This window comes from Pontibacillus salicampi (genome assembly GCF_042434395.1).
GTDB lineage: Bacteria > Bacillota > Bacilli > Bacillales > BH030062 > Pontibacillus > Pontibacillus salicampi.
Genome location: NZ_JBHLTP010000003.1, coordinates 819,612 through 835,239, shown reverse-complemented (window position 1 = coordinate 835,239; position 15,628 = coordinate 819,612). Strand labels below are relative to the sequence as shown.

Sequence of the window (15,628 nt, the reverse complement as noted above, 5' to 3'; positions counted from 1 at the left end):
TGTAATATGCGGGCTTCATTCCCCCAATCGAAAAAAGGGTCAGTGCTGATTTCAGCGCTGACCCTTTTGCTCAGGACATTCCTTTTGTTTTGTTCGAGAACCTACCATTATAATCTGTTTCAAAATAGGATAAATCTTCTCTGCATTTTTGAAAACCATCCTCTAATTCCGTCATTAGCTTACGGAAGGAATAAGGTGGTTGATCGTAATAGGATATGGCCGTTTTACCCGTATAGGCTGCACGGCTGTTTTCACTCCAAGCATCACTGCGTGGAGAAAAGAACTCCAGTACGCATTGATGGTGGATGCCATACAATACTTTTTCTGCTGGCTGCTGCTGAAATGGATGCCTCTGCAACAGTAGCGTCACTTTATGAAAAGCTTCTTCACAAAAAACCTCGAGGCGGCGCAATGTTTTTAATAGAAGCGCATAATACTCTTTGTTCTGGCTTCCATCCTCTTTGAGCATATCATGAATGGTGTAGTGATTTAAGTATTCGCTTATTTCATCTACTGCTGTGTTCATGACGTTCTGGACAGTTATCAACTGTTCACGAACCATCTGGCTATTCATTCAAATAGGACCTCCCAGTCAAGTTCAAGATACTAATAGTATATTAACTACAGAAAAAATAAACCGCATATCCAAGCCTTTTTTACAATTTTAATTCTAATACAGTGTCGACATCTACAGGCCGACCTTTTGCTAATAATCCTAACATATTGGACACGTTGCCCCAATGCAAAGATTCGAATAATTTGTTGAAATTTGCTTCTTGGTTAATAAATACCCTCTTTCGATGCTTATACTCTGGATATTGAATAAATGCAAAAAGAGCTATTAGGTCTTTCAATTGAAAAGGAGTTCCTTCTATCATGTCGTAAAGCTTCTTCTTTTCTTCTTCAGCGATAGTGGATTCGAAATAGGTAATATAGGTAACCTCAAGCTTCTGCTCCTCTTGTCGATCTTGGTACACGAGTTCCGACAGACTAAAAGCATCTTCCGGTGAGTTGGGCTGCTTCTTTTCCAATGTGTATCCTTTACACGTAATGATTTGCATTCATCGCTCCCCCACTTTTCTATCGTTCTTACCTTTTATTTATTCGCCCTATGAGGAAAACATCCTTTATAAATTTACTCAAAAGGATCATTTTCTTCCTCTTCTTTCCTATTACCGAAAAATAAATCTGCTTCTTCCTCCTTTTCCTCTTCGCTTGTTCCTTCTGGAAGGGGAGGAAGCTCCTCAATGGAGGTAAGGCCGAAGTAGGTGAGAAAATCTGTAGTAGTTCCATACAGAATCGCTCGGCCAATTCCTTCTTTTCGTCCCCGTTCTTCAATTAAAAAACGATTTACCAGCGTCTGAATAGGTCTATCACACTTTACTCCTCTTATTTCCTCAATTTCTGTCCGAGTGATTGGCTGTTGGTATGCAATTATTGCAAGGGTTTCTAATGCAGCCTGTGATAAGCGGCTAGCATGAGGAGAGTCCATCAGCTTTCTAAAGTAGGGAGCGTGGGTCGGCTTTGTTGTCAAATGATAATAGGACTTTGACTTCATAAGCGTAATTCCTCTAGATTCATGTTCATAATCGTATTTCAGTTCATCTAAGACGAGTTGAATGGTTTCTGTGTCTAATTCCATAACCTCTGCTAGTTGCTTTCTTGTCATTCCTTCATCTCCTGAGGCAAATAACAAACCTTCAGCAATTGCTTTATATTGCTGTAATTCCATACTACTCCTCCATTTTATACACCACTAGTTCTTCAAAGTGCTTTGATTGTTCACAGATGATTTGTCTGTTTTTCATTAGCTCTAATATAGCAATAAACGTTACCACGATATGAGAACGAGTAGGCTGAGGGAATAAATCAAAGAATCGCATTCCCAGCGGATTTTCGTTTATATGTGTCATCACTTCGTCCATTCGTTCCCTAATCGGTATTTCTTGACGTTGTATTCTCGTTTCTAGGGGTTTTTCCCATTTCTTTTTTTGCAGTAGCTTTTGCATTGCTCCAATCATATCGTAAATAGTAACATCCCCTTGTGTGGTAACGGGCTGATGACTTCCTTCATCCGTTTCCATTTCTTGAGGAGGCCGGGTATATATTTGACTGGCATTGTGTTCTCGATCTTGCAGCTCCTGTGCTGCTTCTTTATACTTTCGATACTCAATTAGTCTTCGCATTAATTCATCTCTAGGGTCCTCTTCCTCTTCATCACCAAACTCCTCTTGAAATTCTTCCATTTCCTGATGAGGCAGGAGCATTTGACTCTTGATGGCTAATAATGTAGCTGCCATGACAAGATATTCACTGGCGATATCCAATTCCAACTGCTGCATAGTGTGGATATATGCCATATATTGTTCTGTAATTTGAGCAACAGGAATATCATATATGTCTATTTCATATTGATTTATTAAATGGAGTAATAAATCCAATGGACCCTCAAAGGCATCAATTTTCACTGTATAACTATGGTTCATACGCTTTTCCTTTCTAAATCCATATCAAAAAAATAACGTTTCTAGTGGAAACGCCCATACACAATATCGGATTCCCTCATATGGTAATACCGTAAGATAAATGTTATCAAAAAAACATTTATCCGTTAACAGATTAAAAGGAGGAAATCAATTATGAGTGGATACGGATATGGTGGCGGCTTTGCGCTAATCGTTGTGTTGTTTATTCTTCTAATTATTGTAGGTGCTAGCTGGTTATACTAGGATTAATTGGTGCGCGTTAAGCAAAGGGCTTAACGCGTATTTATTTGAGAACGGCATGACCTAATGAGTAAAGGTGTTACCGCCTTTAGCAAATTCAGTATTGCTTCCCTACTTAATGGATAGTCACGCCTTCTTAGTTGACTTGTTTCCAGTAGGTTGTGATAAACTATTTCATTAGAATCACATCTACATTATATAGGAATCCACACCGTTCAAGAAGGAGTCGTTTGTATGTATGATCAAGCTTATGTCGACTTTCTCGCACACTTTCACGGAACGAGAGATTATTTCGAATGTCATGAAATACTTGAAGATAGATGGAAAGAGGATACCCCTCTAGATAGACAAGCTACTTGGGTTGGGCTCATTCAAATCGCTGTCGCTATGTATCACTATCGAAGAGAAAACGTCATCGGTGCCTATCGAACGGGTCAAAAGGCGTATGATATCCTAAGCGAAAGAAAAGAAGAACTCTCTTCCTATGGCTTGGAGGAACATTCCCTATTTTCCTTCCTCAACGAGCTATTGTATCGTATTCAGAATCGAGTGCCCTATCAAAGCATGGAGCTGCCAATTGAGGACTCTTCCTTACTGGAGGCTGTAAAGGTTCGTTGTGAAGAGCTTGGCTGCACATATGGTGCTCCCAGTCCACTAGAAGATCCCACTATCATTCACAGACATACGACAAGAGATCGCTCTGAGGTCATTGAAGAACGCGAGAAACAACTAGAAATTAGGAAGCAGAATAGAATATAACTCTCCACAAGCATAGAAAAAGCCAGTTCCCTAGAAGGAGCTGGCTTTTTCTACTACCTTACGATTCACAGCGTGTTACAAACGCTTCCGTATTTGTATTAGAACAAACGCTATATTTGGAACCAAGCTGCTGTTTTACTTCTTCAACCATTTTCTTTCCTATGCCACTATTACGGTGGGAAGGATTGACGGTGATGTGTTGAATAACAGCTTCCTGATTATCATTAATCCGGATTCCAATGGCACCTAAAATGTCTTCTTCTTTCCACAAATATAATTGCCAATTTTCGTTTGTTTCATATTCCTTAATGGTCTGAAGCAGCTTTTTTACATCTTTTTCTTCAGGCATGAAGGACAACAAACCCATAGCAATCTTTTCGAAACTCTTTTTATATCGAATTAACATATGAACCCCTCGCTATGAAAAAAACTTTCCAATCATGGAGAGTAGAAAAGCAATGGCTACTACCATCATTAGCCAGAAGAGTTTTTTCTAGTGATTATTACTAAACATAGAAACAACCTACTCTTATATAACATGTGTTCATCCACAATCGATTTTCCATTATAAAGAAAACTATACGCTAGTTCAATCCCTTATTCAATTACAAATAATATCCAGTACAGTACTCCCCAAATCATGCTGATACCAAAGAAGATTAGAAAGAGCATCCAGTTCTTTTTTTTCAAGCTCATCACTCCTACCTTATTATAACGCCATTTATACATAATGCAAGCCCATTTACATGTGGCTGCCAGGAAGGGGTTTTTTCGTTAGGGAGAACGTTGCTGGCCAATTATCGATTGAAGAGTGATGTATCCGTCAGAACGCTTAGAGCCGACTCGATATGGAATCAAATTCATAACACATAGCCACCCATTGAAGGCGATGAACATAGCAACGATCGGTAAGGGGAGCCATTGGTAAAGAACTAATCCTCCCCCAGCTGCAAGACCGTTCGCCAAAGGACCTGCTAAAGAAATAATTGCTTGTTCCGCTTTAGAAAAAGCCTCTTTTCGTTCATACAACGCCATTGCTCCCACAAGGAAAAGTAAATTGATTTGGAATTGGAAGTGCTCTGTATGTACATTCCATACCTTAGGACCAATCCCTAAATGTAAATAGATATATTCTGCTTTATGTATCCATGCAGTTAGCGCGTGCCCACATTCATGGATAAGTACGCTGCATGGAGCTATTAGTATCAGAAGCCCTATCATTGTCCACACGGCTATCAATCCTCTGCTTTCTTTTCTTGCATTTCGCTTACCTAATACATGAAGAAAGCGTATGTACTAAAGAAAACGTGAAAAGTAACCCACAGTTTCAAAAAAAAAGAGTAAGTCTTTACGACCTACTCTTCCACAACGGTTACTTTCTTCATTACATCGCCTACGCGTACTCGATCAATGGAATCTAACCCTTCAGTCACTTGACCGAAAACAGTATGACGTCCATCTAAATGAGGCTGAGGCTCTAATACAACAAAGAACTGACTGCCGCCTGTATCCTTACCTGCGTGAGCCATGGAAAGAGATCCACGATTATGTTTATGAGGGTTTCCTTCTGTTTCACATTTAATAGTGTATCCTGGTCCCCCACGTCCATTACCTTCCGGGCAGCCTCCCTGGATAACGAACTCTGGAATCACTCTATGGAAGGTTAGACCATCATAAAATTGAGAGTTAGCTAATTTCTCGAAATTTGCAACGGTCCCTGGTGCTGCATCTTCAAATAATTCAAATACAATTTTTTCACCATTTTCAAATTCTATAGTACCTTTTTTCATATATGTTTTCCTCCTCTTTCATTTAAAGACGTTCATAAGGCAAATCCAAGCGAGTAACCTCTTGATAGGACTCCCTCTTTATGACAAGCTGATGTTGTCCATTTTCTACAAATACCACAGCAGCCTTAGGGAATCGGTTGTAATGGTTACTCATTGAATATCCATAAGCACCTGTACTAAAGGTTGCCAGCAGGTCGCCGCTTTCAAGTTTCGGAACGTCCACATCCCATATTAACATATCTCCGGATTCACAGCACTTTCCCGCAACGGAAACTGTTTCATTTTTTGGTTCCAGCATTTTATTCGCTGCTACAGCTTCGTATTTTGCATGATACAAGGCGGGACGTAAATTATCCGTCATGCCTCCATCAACAGACACATAGGTGCGTACGTTAGGGATGTGCTTCGATGCTCCCACTGTATATAATGTTGTCCCGGCGTCACCAACGATGGCCCTTCCTGGTTCTATCCAAATCTCTGGTATGGGAAAGTCAAACCGCTTTGACTGAACTTTTACTTCTTCTACGAGCTGATTGACATAGGTAGGTAGCGGTAGTGGCTCGTCTTCATCCGTGTACTTGATCCCAAAGCCGCCACCGAGGTTCATAATTTCTGGAACGAAGCCATGCAGCTCATTCCAACTACCTAATGCCTCGAACAGTTTTTTCACTGCTAAAACAAAACCATGTGTTTCAAAAATTTGAGAGCCAATGTGGCAATGCAGTCCTTTCACATGAACTCTGTCCATCCCAAGCATACGCATCAATGCTTGCTCTGCCTGACCATTCCATAAATCAAATCCAAACTTGGAATCTTCCTGGCCAGTTAAAATGTAATCGTGCGTATGTGCTTCGATTCCTGGTGTGACACGCAACAGAACATCCATTTCCTTGCCATGTTCCTCAAGTAATGCATGTAAAAGCTCTATTTCATGAAAATTATCTACCACGATACACCCGATGTCTTCTGTTATTGCCATCTCCAATTCTTCTAAACTCTTATTATTGCCATGAAGATGAATTCTGTCCTTTGGAAATTCTGCTTGAATGGCTGTATAGAGTTCCCCTTGTGAAACCACATCTAAGCTCAGCCCTTCTTCTTTCGCAACCTGAAGCATAGCAATGGAAGAAAACGCTTTGGATGCATACGCAACCTGTGCTGTCACTCCCTGTTTTTCAAACGCGGAAACAAAGCCTCTTGCATTACTTCGGATTCGTTCTACATCATAGATAAACAAAGGTGTTCCATATGTATTGGCTAAGTCAACCACATCCACCCCGGCTATTTCGAGATGGCCGCTATCATTTATTGTCGTATGGTTCATCTTCCTCACCCCTGGTTCTTTATATATTTACAACATTCAAATTATTCACTCTGTATTGTTTAAAATAGAAGGATCCGGTATGGATTAGAAAAAAGAAGACAGTTACACCGCCTTCTTTCCTTTTACGCACTGAAAGATTAAAATCAATTTATCACAGAAAGTACGTTTGTTCAATATTAATTTATTGTCTGTTGTCATTCCTTGGATGCACGATGCTGGGGCGTTTTTTCGATAATGGTACAGCAACCCGAAATAATATTTGCATCATTGCGCTATAATTAAACGGTATAAATGGCCAGAAATATGGTGTACTTAATGACCTTGTTGCTGTTAACAACAGGATATACAGCGTACTCCCAATCATAAACCCATTAATCCCAAACAACCCTGTTAAAATGACTAGTGCAATTCTGCTCATCTTATTGGCTACACTTAGTTCGTAGCTAGGAGTGGAGAAGGAACCAATCGCCGCGACAGATACATACAATATTACTTCCGGTATAAACAATCCTACATCTATGGCAATTTGCCCGATTAGTACAGCAGCAATTAACCCCATTGCGGTCGATAATGGTGTAGGAGTATGAATGGCGGCTATCCTTAGAAATTCAATCCCTATATCAGCAAGGATAATCTGAAGGACGACAGGAATATTGCTCTCATCCTGGGGTCCAATGTATTGTAATGCTGGCGGGAGCAGGGATGGATCCATTACGAAAAGAATCCATAATGGCAATAAAAAAACGGATGCAAAAATACCAAGGTACCTTACCCATCTAACAAACGACCCAACCATTGGTGTCTGTCGATATTCCTCCGCATGCTGGACGTGGTGGAAGAAGGTGGTTGGTGTAATAATCATACTAGGACTCGTATCCACCATGATAAGAACATGCCCCTCAAACAGATGGGCAGAGGCAACATCTGGACGCTCCGTATATCGAACGAGAGGGAAGGGGTTTTTCCCTTGACTAACAATATATTCTTCTATGGTCTTATCAGCCATTGACACTCCATCTACATTAATACTCTTTATTTCCTGTTTAAGCAAATCAATTAAATCAGGGTCTGCAACATCTTTTAGGTAAGATATACATATGTCTGTTTTAGACCGCTCCCCAACCTGGAAGATCTCATGTCTTAGTCGTTCATCTCTTACCCTTCTTCTCGTAAGCGCAGTATTTTCAATAATGTTCTCGGTATAACCATCTCTGCTTCCTCTTACTACTTTTTCTGTGTCAGGTTCCTTAGGAGTTCTTCCCGGATAACTACGAACATCCACGACAAATGCTTCTTCAAAATCTTCAATAAAAATAACAATAAGTCCAGATAGCATTTGGGTCACAGCTTCACCCATAGATGTAATTTTAGTTACTTGCTGGTGAACTAATCGATTCTCTATGATGGAAGGTAATTTCGATTTTACATGCCGCTCTACATCATTTATTTCAATTAATTCCTTCATCAATTCAATAATGTAAGCCGTATCACACATTCCAGTTAAATAATAAATGTCTATCTTCTGGTCAAAAATGGTAATTTGTCTGTATCCAAGATCAAAAGAGACACCTACACCAACTGTATCCTTCATAAACTGCTCATTTTTTTTAATATCAGAAGATATTGGTGTTTCCGTTTGAGTTCTCATTTACTTCAGCCCTTTCGAGAATCAATTCAACAGCCCTTCTAGTAATAGGCGCACCTTTAGCAACGTCATCCTTCCCGCGCATCTTACCGATATCACCTATAGCAACAATAGTTGGGATATCTAGCTGATCCAAGCAATAAACGGTATCCCCGCTTATCCTTCCCACTTCCAATTCCGCTATCCCCTCTTTATCTACACCAAAAGGAATCAATTCTCCATCGCCGTCTACAGCGAAATCAAAGCGCGACCACTCCTGGAATTTTGTATGAGAGGCAACGGCAATGGCGCCAATGATAGAAATGGATTGCTCCTGTGCCATTTGCAATAGCACCTTCTCGCCTGGGCCAATCCCTGGAACGCCTGCATCATCGAAAAGAACATAAATCGGTTCACTAGGTGCTGAATGTATTGCTTTTAAGAATTCTTCCTTCGTAGCTGTAGTCGGATTGGCAGCAAGATGTCCGAGGCATGTACCCCCAATGGACGTTGCCAGATGATCGATTGCTTTCCTGGCATATTCGTCCCCATCGGTTATAACAATTACTTTCTTGGGATCCATCGTCATCTATCCCTTCGGTTTAAAAATGACAGCTACTAAAAAGCCAAATAAAATAGCTGATGATATACCAACAGAAGTAAGATTAAAAATCCCCATGGCAATTCCGATTAATCCATTCTCTTCTGCCTGCTCCATCGCACCATGTACTAAAGAATGGCCAAAGCTGGTAATAGGAACCGTTGCACCAGCGCCAGCAAATTCAATTAATTTGTCATAGATATTAAATCCATCTAAAACGGCGCCAGCAACTACAAATGAAGACATAACGTGCGCAGGGGTCAACCGAAATACGTCAAATAGGATCTGGCCAATAACACATATGCCTCCACCTACTATAAATGCCCATACATAATCCATTTATCCCTCACCATCCTCTCTCATAAGTACAACTCCGTGGGCTATAGTGGGAATGGTTTCTTTTTGCTGTACCATAGTCGGACTCATCAGGGCACCAGTAGCAACTACCAGCACTTTATGATATCTTCCTTCTTGAATGGCTTGAACTATATGCCCGTAGGTCACGACCGCTGAACAAGCACAACCGCTCCCCCCAGCAAGTACATTCTGATCACTGTTATACACCATCAAGCCACAGTCATTATGGACCTTTTCCATATTGTATCCATCCTCTTTCAGCATATCCTTGAGGATGGGACTGCCAACGCTAGACAAATCACCCGTTACGATGAGATCATAGTCTTCTGGTTTTCTGCCAGTGTCTTCAAAATGGTGCTTGATGGTATCGTAGGCTGCTGGAGCCATAGCTGAACCCATATCAAACGGATCCTTTGTACCAAAATCCATCACTCTTCCGATTGTGGCACATTCAATGCGAATCTGAGACTTGACTTTTGATACAAGCCCTGCACCTGCTCCGGTGACGGTTGACGTCATTGTTTTTGGCTTTTGACCACCATATTCTGTAGGATATCGAAACTGGCGCTCAGCCGTTGCATTATGACTACTCACTGCAGCTACAATATGATTAGCAAAGCCTGCATCCACTAAAGCACTACCCACGGCCAGTGTTTCCATGGAAGTAGAACATGCTCCAAACATACATAGAAAGGGAATGGAAAGTGTTCTTGCCACATAATTCGATGTAACGTTTTGATTCAGCAAATCACCAGCTAGGAAGATATCTATTTGCTCTTTAGACATATTGGCCTTTTGCAAGCATATCTCCACCGAATCTTCCATCAGCTTTCGCTCAGCTAGCTCCCAATTGGCTTCATTACAATGTAACTCCTCATACTGTTTGTCAAATGTATCTGCTAGAGGTCCTTTAGCTTCCTTGGGACCTACTGCAGTGCCACTTGCGTTTAAATATATTCGATTTTCATACATCCACGTTTGCTTCCCTAAATGGCGCATGCGACATCCTCCTACATCAACATTTTAAATAACTGACGAACAATCCCGACAATATATGCCGATACAACTCCATAGACAATAACAGAGCCCGCGAGCTTGAACAGATTGGTTGCAACGCCTAACACATATCCCTCACTCTTATGTTCTAGCGCGGCACTTGTAATGGAATTGGCAAAGCCTGTCACAGGGACGGCTGAGCCTGCACCAGCAAATTGAGCAATTCTGTCATACACTCCAAATCCCGTTAACAGAGCTGCTAATAGTATCAACGTGGTTACTGTGGGGTTGCCCGCTTGTCTCTCTGTCATATGGAATACATTCATATAAAAGCCTGTTAGAAACTGTCCGAATAAACAAATAGCCCCACCGACGAGAAATGCCCTAACACAATTACCAAGTAAATTAGGCTTTGGCTGATAGGCTTTAACTGTTTTATCATACTGCTGTTGATTAAATTTATCGCTCATCTTATCACCTCATCTTATTTCACAAACACCAGCCATTGAAATAAGGAACCACTAATTTTCCCTAGTACAATAGCCATCAAAAACCACAGCATACTATTCTCCATGCCAATTCTTCTCGTTAATACTGGAAACACATTAAGAACCTCTGTCAAAGCGGCTGCAAGCATTCCAATAAAGATTCCATGAAACCCTCCCCAAAAGACTAGAAGAAAAACAGGGAAGGAAAGAGTGAAATCAGTAAAGCTTAAATAAGTACCAGTCAGCACTCCTAATACGACACATGTTTCATATACTCTTGTATAGGTGAAGGTCTTACTTAGTTGTATCAATCTCGGAATAATTCCTAATACCGTTAGAAACGCTACAAACCCAGCCCCAACAGCAAGTCCGCCGCTTAATCCGATAAATACTTCAAGAACTCGTGTCATCATGATTGTTCAAACCCTTGCTAAGTTCATTTTCATGAAACACAACATACTGATCTAAATCCTGCTGATATTTGTGCATCTCAATTTCCAGTGGACTTGGTTCTTCATTAATTCTCTTTTTAAAAAGATGATTAAAAAAAAGTATCATCCCTAAACCAAGACCGATGGAATACGGAATCTCCAGCCATAATGGATGCTTCACTTCCTTTCCTGTTAACAGGAAATGTATCCTTTGCTGTACCGCTTCCATACTGACATCGAAATGGAAATTAATAATGGCCATGGCTGCCCCTATAAACAACAGCAGCCAAATGACGATTACCAACAAAATAGAGGGATTTTTTTTCGACCTTTGAATCATAACAATAGATTGGTTGGGACCTATTGGTTGAACCTCTAAATCCGGGAATACATCTCGTAAGTAATAAATAACTCTAAATACATCCATAATCACTATGTTTCGATCAGACCCTTGTATGGTATAGAGCTTCATGCTTTCTAATGTTTCCTTCCACGTTGAAGGAGCTGAAATATAGGCAACATCTGAAAGGCATAGGGATTGATTCTTGCTAGCGTTTATTTTTTGTTTCATTCGAATATAAACAATTTCACTCACATGGACCCTCCATTCGCTTTGAAGGTTATGGTTAGTATGAGTAAGAGGAGTCATATTCATACCGGATATCTGTAAAGCATTCTTTATTCCCACAAAAAAAAGACCTCCCTCCACGGGGAAGTCTTGCCAAACTACTCATCCATTTGATCCTTAATATATTGCAGGATTTTCTTCTCTAATCTAGACACTTGTACTTGTGATATACCTAACCTCTCCGCAACATCAGACTGAGTCTGATCCTTATAATAACGTAAGTACACAATTAGTCTTTCTCTCTCATCTAAGGCACGGATAGCTTCCTGTAAAGCTATCTTATCAAACCACTTAGTATCATTATCTGCAATTTGATCTAATAATGTAATTGGATCCCCATCATTTTCATACACCGTTTCATGAATGGAGTGTGGTGATTTAGAAGCTTCTTGAGCAAGCACTACATCCTCTGGCGAAATGTCAAGCTCCTCTGCTAACTCGTGAACAGTAGGAATTCTTCCTAGCTTCTTCGTTAGTTCATCCTTCTTCTTACGGATTTTGTTGCCTGTTTCCTTCAAACTACGACTAACCTTCACACTTCCATCATCACGAATAAAACGTTGTATTTCACCAATGATCATTGGTACAGCGTAAGTCGAAAATTTCACATCATAGGAAAGGTCAAATTTATCAACAGATTTTAAAAGTCCGATACACCCTATTTGGAACAAATCATCAGGATCGTAGCCTCTGTTTAAAAAGCGCTGAACTACAGACCACACAAGACGCATGTTCCTTTCCACTAGTGTATTACGGGCCTCCTGGTCTCCCTGCTGACTACGGGCAATGTATTGTTTGACCTGTTCATCAGACAACTGCTCCTGTTTGGAGGATTGCTTTAATTCCACATCCATATGCATGTCCCCTTAATTACATAAGGTTTTGCTTTTTTTTAGATGTTTGACCAGTCTTACGGTGGTTCCTTGCCCGGGAATGGAAGTAATGTCTACTTCGTCCATAAAATTCTCCATAATAGTAAAGCCCATTCCTGATCGTTCTAATTCAGGCTTAGATGTGTATAACGGCTGCTTAGCTTCTTCGAGGTTAGGGATACCCATTCCATCATCCCAAATAGTCACTTCAACACTTCCATCGACAAGAATACAGTCAATGTGGACTAATCCTTCCTCCGTGTCGTTGTACCCATGGATAATAGAGTTAGTAACGGCTTCTGATACAACAGTCTTCAGTTCTGTCAACTCATCCATCGTAGGATCAAGCTGCGTAACAAAGGCTGCTACCGTAACACGCGCAAACGATTCGTTTTCACTTAGGGCAGAAAATTGAATATGCATTTCATTTTTACTCATTAGGACGCCACCCCCAATGTTTCTAGAGCAAACGCTTCGTTTTCTTCTAATCGAATTATCTTAAACAAACCAGACATTTCGAACAATCGTTTGACCGCTGGGGAAATAGAACACACTACCATCTCCCCGCCAATTTGTTGTACTTCTTTATATCTACCAAGAATGACACCAAGGCCAGAGCTGTCCATAAACGTAAGGGATTCAAGATTTAAGACAACATGTTGAACATTCTGCTTCACCATAATACTTTGAAATTTGTTGCGAAGGTTCTCCGCTTCGTGGTGATCCAATTCTCCTGTTAATCGAACTAACAGAACGTGTTGTTTTGTTTCGAAGTGAACGGAAAGACTCACAGCTACTTCCTCCTCTTAATTGGGTTAGTGAATCTTTCTCTATTCCTAGATTGTTTTCCTGCACCATGACAAAACTAGTACCTATTCGCTAAATAGTCTTATCGTTAGCGGTTTTTTACCATTTCACTCATCGTTCGTTTAAATAAGGTGAATACACCCGCCTCATCTACGGAATCCTTAACGACCAGCTTAGCTTCAGAAAGTGGTTTTCCGTTACTGGATACTTTGAGTATTCCAATTTCCTGTCCTTTATTTAACGGGAGCTTTAAGTTCTCGTTATAGATAATATCCGTCTTAACGTTATCCATTTGTTCCCCTTTTTTCTTCAGCAGCGAAACCGATTCATTCGTTACTACATCGATTTCTGATTGTTTTGCTCGAATCATGTTCAACTGATCCACTTTTTGATAACGCTTATATAAAGCATCCGTTTCATATGAATTAAATGCATAATCGAGCATCGAGGAGATGGTTGCATTTCGTTCTTTTGGCGTCTTTGCTCCCATCACTACAGCAATCACTCTCATATCATCCTTCTTGGCAGTAGCTGTCAAACAATACAGCGCCTCTCTAGTGAAACCTGTTTTCAATCCATCGACACCGTCATAGAATTTAACTAATTTATTTGTATTTACGAGCCAGAATTCATCTTCTGTCCCTTTTCGAAGGTAATCCTCATATATACTCGTGTACTTTGTGATTTCTTCATGCTTTAGTAGCTCTTTAGCCATCACTGCCATATCATGAGCTGTCGTATAGTGATCTTTAGCTGGGAGACCTGTGGTATTTTGAAAGGAAGTATTCGATAGACCAAGGTTTTTTGCTTTTTCGTTCATTTTTGCTACAAATTCCTCTTCGCTCCCTGAAATTCGTTCCGCTAAAGCGACAGAAGCGTCATTACCTGATGCGACAGCAACGCCTTTCAGCAGTTCATTCACAGTCATTTCTTCGCCAGCCTCTAAAAAGATTTGGGAGCCTCCCATAGACGCTGCGTACTCACTTACACGAACGTTCTCATCAAGCTTCAGTGTTCCTTTATCAAGTGCCTCCATAATAAGAAGCATGGTCATAATTTTCGTCATACTAGCCGGAGGTAGTTTCTCATCCGCATTTTTGTTATATAAAACTTCTCCCGTATCTCGTTCCATTAAAACAGCGGATTTTGCATCCTCTGCAAGCTTAGGACCCTTCTCTTCAGCCGCGAAACTAGTAGAAGCAAAACCCGATATGAACATAAGAAAAATGGTCAAACAGATGCCACACTTTTTCATTGTTGTCCCTCCAATCTTAATGTTAGCTATTTTTTCCAACGATTCGGTTTTTATAACTCGATTTTGAAAATAGATAAAAAAGGCGGTAACAGTGCGAGCGTATGGAGCAAATGCGTTTACATTTTCTCCTTATATAGAGGGAATGGTTTGATGCTAATTGAGGTTGTGCCAGATAATGGGGAAGTAGTACGAGACTTTAACTTGATAATACAGACGTTAGGAAAAAGAATAGTTAGACAAAGCTAACGGGAATATGCTTTCTAATGAGAATGAGTTATGCACCGATGCTTGGCGTGCGTTTAAAACCGGGATTTACATGACCTGGTTATAGGTCTTAGAGAGCATCCATGATCAGCAGAATGAAGTTACGATGAAGGATGTGATATTAAAAGTAATTTATTTCCAAGTAATGAAACCTATGATAACCTTAGATTATCTACTTTCACGATGTAGACATTCTATCTTGTTTCTCTGATAGGGATAGTTATCTGGAAACTGAGTCTTCCGGTAAAGGTCACAGATAGTTAAGTTTCAATGTGAGATTGATATTACTCGTTTGTAAACGGGAGAGGCGGAATAACAGTATGGAACAAATATTCTTTATTCTTTTCTTGTGTGGTATTGTAATTGCAACCCTTGCTTGGTATCGAGGACGTAAGCAATTAAACAAACACTATACTTGGCTTAGTTATCTTTCTTTAGGACTTTCTGTGATATTAATCATAATGATATACATCATTCCTAAAGATTCAGTATTTATATTCTCCATACCTATTGGTACTCCAATTGCATTTATTTTGAGCATATTTACACTATTCAAGAGAAACGAAAAAAAACCCCTTGCTGTAATTGGTTTATTCCTTTCGCTAATTTTGCTTGGAATCATGATGCTTTTTGGGATCTTTTTAATTACTCCTTACCAACCTTGAAAAAGGTATTTATACCATTAAAAGGAGCTTTAGTTGGAGAA

At 40.2% G+C, this 15,628-nt stretch carries 22 protein-coding genes and 1 pseudogene; 4 read left to right on the top strand and 19 right to left on the bottom strand.

The features are described from left to right. Nucleotides 1-70: 70 nt before the first annotated feature. The 4 genes from ACFFGV_RS05720 to ACFFGV_RS05705 form a co-directional block, all read right to left on the bottom strand. On the bottom strand, nucleotides 71-574 hold the full coding sequence (locus tag ACFFGV_RS05720) for a DUF3907 family protein (RefSeq protein ID WP_377345635.1): 504 nt from the start codon (nucleotides 572-574) through the stop codon (nucleotides 71-73). A gap of 82 nt (nucleotides 575-656) precedes the next feature. Further along, nucleotides 657-1,061, bottom strand: coding sequence for a hypothetical protein (locus ACFFGV_RS05715; RefSeq protein ID WP_377345634.1), 405 nt, complete (start codon nucleotides 1,059-1,061; stop codon nucleotides 657-659). 74 nt (nucleotides 1,062-1,135) lie between these two features. Then, on the bottom strand, nucleotides 1,136-1,732 hold the full coding sequence (gene scpB, locus ACFFGV_RS05710; RefSeq protein WP_377345633.1) for an SMC-Scp complex subunit ScpB: 597 nt from the start codon (nucleotides 1,730-1,732) through the stop codon (nucleotides 1,136-1,138). A gap of 1 nt (nucleotide 1,733) precedes the next feature. Beyond that, a complete protein-coding gene (locus ACFFGV_RS05705) occupies nucleotides 1,734-2,486 on the bottom strand; it encodes a segregation/condensation protein A (RefSeq protein ID WP_377345632.1) in 753 nt (250 codons plus the stop codon). Between the two features lie 153 nt (nucleotides 2,487-2,639). On the opposite strand from ACFFGV_RS05705, the gene ACFFGV_RS05700 reads away from it, so the two are divergent. Both ACFFGV_RS05700 and ACFFGV_RS05695 read left to right on the top strand, forming a co-directional pair. Beyond that, complete coding sequence (locus ACFFGV_RS05700; RefSeq protein ID WP_084103087.1) at nucleotides 2,640-2,729, top strand: YjcZ family sporulation protein; 90 nt, start codon at nucleotides 2,640-2,642, stop codon at nucleotides 2,727-2,729. Between the two features lie 231 nt (nucleotides 2,730-2,960). Beyond that, nucleotides 2,961-3,485, top strand: a complete 525-nt coding sequence (locus ACFFGV_RS05695; protein ID WP_377345631.1) for a DUF309 domain-containing protein — start codon at nucleotides 2,961-2,963, stop codon at nucleotides 3,483-3,485. A gap of 58 nt (nucleotides 3,486-3,543) precedes the next feature. Here ACFFGV_RS05695 and ACFFGV_RS05690 read toward each other — a convergent pair whose 3' ends face one another. The 15 genes from ACFFGV_RS05690 to ACFFGV_RS05620 form a co-directional block, all read right to left on the bottom strand. Beyond that, nucleotides 3,544-3,891: a GNAT family N-acetyltransferase gene (locus ACFFGV_RS05690; RefSeq protein ID WP_377345630.1), complete on the bottom strand. Its 348-nt coding sequence runs from the start codon at nucleotides 3,889-3,891 to the stop codon at nucleotides 3,544-3,546. Nucleotides 3,892-4,259: 368 nt separating this feature from the next. Continuing rightward, complete coding sequence (locus ACFFGV_RS05685) at nucleotides 4,260-4,706, bottom strand: site-2 protease family protein (RefSeq protein WP_377345872.1); 447 nt, start codon at nucleotides 4,704-4,706, stop codon at nucleotides 4,260-4,262. A gap of 134 nt (nucleotides 4,707-4,840) precedes the next feature. Continuing rightward, nucleotides 4,841-5,275, bottom strand: a complete 435-nt coding sequence (locus ACFFGV_RS05680; protein WP_377345629.1) for a peptidylprolyl isomerase — start codon at nucleotides 5,273-5,275, stop codon at nucleotides 4,841-4,843. Between the two features lie 22 nt (nucleotides 5,276-5,297). Then, nucleotides 5,298-6,599 (bottom strand): diaminopimelate decarboxylase, encoded by a 1,302-nt coding sequence (gene lysA, locus ACFFGV_RS05675; protein ID WP_377345627.1) that lies wholly within the window; start codon nucleotides 6,597-6,599, stop codon nucleotides 5,298-5,300. A gap of 181 nt (nucleotides 6,600-6,780) precedes the next feature. Further along, complete coding sequence (locus ACFFGV_RS05670; protein ID WP_377345626.1) at nucleotides 6,781-8,247, bottom strand: spore germination protein; 1,467 nt, start codon at nucleotides 8,245-8,247, stop codon at nucleotides 6,781-6,783. Continuing rightward, nucleotides 8,213-8,806, bottom strand: coding sequence for a stage V sporulation protein SpoVABEA (gene spoVAEA / locus ACFFGV_RS05665; RefSeq protein ID WP_377345625.1), 594 nt, complete (start codon nucleotides 8,804-8,806; stop codon nucleotides 8,213-8,215). The genes ACFFGV_RS05670 and spoVAEA overlap by 35 nt, the downstream gene beginning before the upstream one ends. A 6-nt stretch (nucleotides 8,807-8,812) precedes the next feature. Next, the gene (spoVAE, locus tag ACFFGV_RS05660) at nucleotides 8,813-9,163 is read right to left on the bottom strand and encodes a stage V sporulation protein AE (RefSeq protein WP_377345623.1); all 351 of its coding nucleotides are present in this window, start codon (nucleotides 9,161-9,163) and stop codon (nucleotides 8,813-8,815) included. Next, entirely contained in the window at nucleotides 9,164-10,180 is a 1,017-nt protein-coding gene (spoVAD, locus tag ACFFGV_RS05655; RefSeq protein ID WP_377345621.1) for a stage V sporulation protein AD, read from the bottom strand. A gap of 11 nt (nucleotides 10,181-10,191) precedes the next feature. Next, nucleotides 10,192-10,647: a stage V sporulation protein AC gene (spoVAC, locus tag ACFFGV_RS05650; protein WP_377345620.1), complete on the bottom strand. Its 456-nt coding sequence runs from the start codon at nucleotides 10,645-10,647 to the stop codon at nucleotides 10,192-10,194. A gap of 14 nt (nucleotides 10,648-10,661) precedes the next feature. After that, entirely contained in the window at nucleotides 10,662-11,078 is a 417-nt protein-coding gene (locus ACFFGV_RS05645) for a stage V sporulation protein AB (protein WP_377345619.1), read from the bottom strand. Continuing rightward, a complete protein-coding gene (locus ACFFGV_RS05640) occupies nucleotides 11,059-11,691 on the bottom strand; it encodes a stage V sporulation protein AA (RefSeq protein ID WP_377345617.1) in 633 nt (210 codons plus the stop codon). The genes ACFFGV_RS05645 and ACFFGV_RS05640 overlap by 20 nt, the downstream gene beginning before the upstream one ends. Before the next feature lie 131 nt (nucleotides 11,692-11,822). Beyond that, nucleotides 11,823-12,578 carry an RNA polymerase sporulation sigma factor SigF gene (sigF, locus tag ACFFGV_RS05635; protein WP_377345616.1) on the bottom strand — a complete coding sequence of 252 codons (756 nt, stop codon included), beginning with the start codon at nucleotides 12,576-12,578 and terminating at the stop codon, nucleotides 11,823-11,825. A 12-nt stretch (nucleotides 12,579-12,590) separates the two neighbouring features. Then, entirely contained in the window at nucleotides 12,591-13,034 is a 444-nt protein-coding gene (gene spoIIAB, locus ACFFGV_RS05630; protein WP_377345615.1) for an anti-sigma F factor, read from the bottom strand. After that, a complete protein-coding gene (gene spoIIAA / locus ACFFGV_RS05625; RefSeq protein WP_377345614.1) occupies nucleotides 13,034-13,387 on the bottom strand; it encodes an anti-sigma F factor antagonist in 354 nt (117 codons plus the stop codon). The genes spoIIAB and spoIIAA overlap by 1 nt, the downstream gene beginning before the upstream one ends. Before the next feature lie 104 nt (nucleotides 13,388-13,491). Then, the gene (locus ACFFGV_RS05620; RefSeq protein ID WP_377345613.1) at nucleotides 13,492-14,658 is read right to left on the bottom strand and encodes a D-alanyl-D-alanine carboxypeptidase family protein; all 1,167 of its coding nucleotides are present in this window, start codon (nucleotides 14,656-14,658) and stop codon (nucleotides 13,492-13,494) included. Between the two features lie 232 nt (nucleotides 14,659-14,890). On the opposite strand from ACFFGV_RS05620, the pseudogene ACFFGV_RS05615 reads away from it, so the two are divergent. Both ACFFGV_RS05615 and ACFFGV_RS05610 read left to right on the top strand, forming a co-directional pair. Then, nucleotides 14,891-15,111 (top strand): annotated as a pseudogene (locus tag ACFFGV_RS05615) (IS1595 family transposase); the annotation flags it as partial. A 131-nt stretch (nucleotides 15,112-15,242) separates the two neighbouring features. Continuing rightward, the gene (locus ACFFGV_RS05610) at nucleotides 15,243-15,587 is read left to right on the top strand and encodes a hypothetical protein (RefSeq protein WP_377345612.1); all 345 of its coding nucleotides are present in this window, start codon (nucleotides 15,243-15,245) and stop codon (nucleotides 15,585-15,587) included. Nucleotides 15,588-15,628: the final 41 nt, after the last annotated feature.

Excerpts from the sequence above, each read along its gene's own strand:
- ACFFGV_RS05670 (WP_377345626.1), bottom strand. The coding sequence starts at position 8,247 with ATGAGAACTCAAACGGAAACACCAATATCTTCTGATATTAAAAAAAAT.
- ACFFGV_RS05690 (WP_377345630.1), bottom strand. The coding sequence starts at position 3,891 with ATGTTAATTCGATATAAAAAGAGTTTCGAAAAGATTGCTATGGGTTTG.
- ACFFGV_RS05685 (WP_377345872.1), bottom strand. The coding sequence starts at position 4,706 with ATGATAGGGCTTCTGATACTAATAGCTCCATGCAGCGTACTTATCCAT.
- spoVAE (WP_377345623.1), bottom strand. The coding sequence starts at position 9,163 with ATGGATTATGTATGGGCATTTATAGTAGGTGGAGGCATATGTGTTATT.
- ACFFGV_RS05700 (WP_084103087.1), top strand. The coding sequence starts at position 2,640 with ATGAGTGGATACGGATATGGTGGCGGCTTTGCGCTAATCGTTGTGTTG.
- scpB (WP_377345633.1), bottom strand. The coding sequence starts at position 1,732 with ATGGAATTACAGCAATATAAAGCAATTGCTGAAGGTTTGTTATTTGCC.
- ACFFGV_RS05610 (WP_377345612.1), top strand. The coding sequence starts at position 15,243 with ATGGAACAAATATTCTTTATTCTTTTCTTGTGTGGTATTGTAATTGCA.
- lysA (WP_377345627.1), bottom strand. The coding sequence starts at position 6,599 with ATGAACCATACGACAATAAATGATAGCGGCCATCTCGAAATAGCCGGG.
- spoIIAB (WP_377345615.1), bottom strand. The coding sequence starts at position 13,034 with ATGAGTAAAAATGAAATGCATATTCAATTTTCTGCCCTAAGTGAAAAC.
- spoVAD (WP_377345621.1), bottom strand. The coding sequence starts at position 10,180 with ATGCGCCATTTAGGGAAGCAAACGTGGATGTATGAAAATCGAATATAT.
- ACFFGV_RS05720 (WP_377345635.1), bottom strand. The coding sequence starts at position 574 with ATGAATAGCCAGATGGTTCGTGAACAGTTGATAACTGTCCAGAACGTC.
- spoVAEA (WP_377345625.1), bottom strand. The coding sequence starts at position 8,806 with ATGGATCCCAAGAAAGTAATTGTTATAACCGATGGGGACGAATATGCC.
- ACFFGV_RS05705 (WP_377345632.1), bottom strand. The coding sequence starts at position 2,486 with ATGAACCATAGTTATACAGTGAAAATTGATGCCTTTGAGGGTCCATTG.
- sigF (WP_377345616.1), bottom strand. The coding sequence starts at position 12,578 with ATGGATGTGGAATTAAAGCAATCCTCCAAACAGGAGCAGTTGTCTGAT.
- spoVAC (WP_377345620.1), bottom strand. The coding sequence starts at position 10,647 with ATGAGCGATAAATTTAATCAACAGCAGTATGATAAAACAGTTAAAGCC.
- ACFFGV_RS05645 (WP_377345619.1), bottom strand. The coding sequence starts at position 11,078 with ATGATGACACGAGTTCTTGAAGTATTTATCGGATTAAGCGGCGGACTT.
- ACFFGV_RS05680 (WP_377345629.1), bottom strand. The coding sequence starts at position 5,275 with ATGAAAAAAGGTACTATAGAATTTGAAAATGGTGAAAAAATTGTATTT.
- ACFFGV_RS05620 (WP_377345613.1), bottom strand. The coding sequence starts at position 14,658 with ATGAAAAAGTGTGGCATCTGTTTGACCATTTTTCTTATGTTCATATCG.
- ACFFGV_RS05715 (WP_377345634.1), bottom strand. The coding sequence starts at position 1,061 with ATGCAAATCATTACGTGTAAAGGATACACATTGGAAAAGAAGCAGCCC.
- ACFFGV_RS05695 (WP_377345631.1), top strand. The coding sequence starts at position 2,961 with ATGTATGATCAAGCTTATGTCGACTTTCTCGCACACTTTCACGGAACG.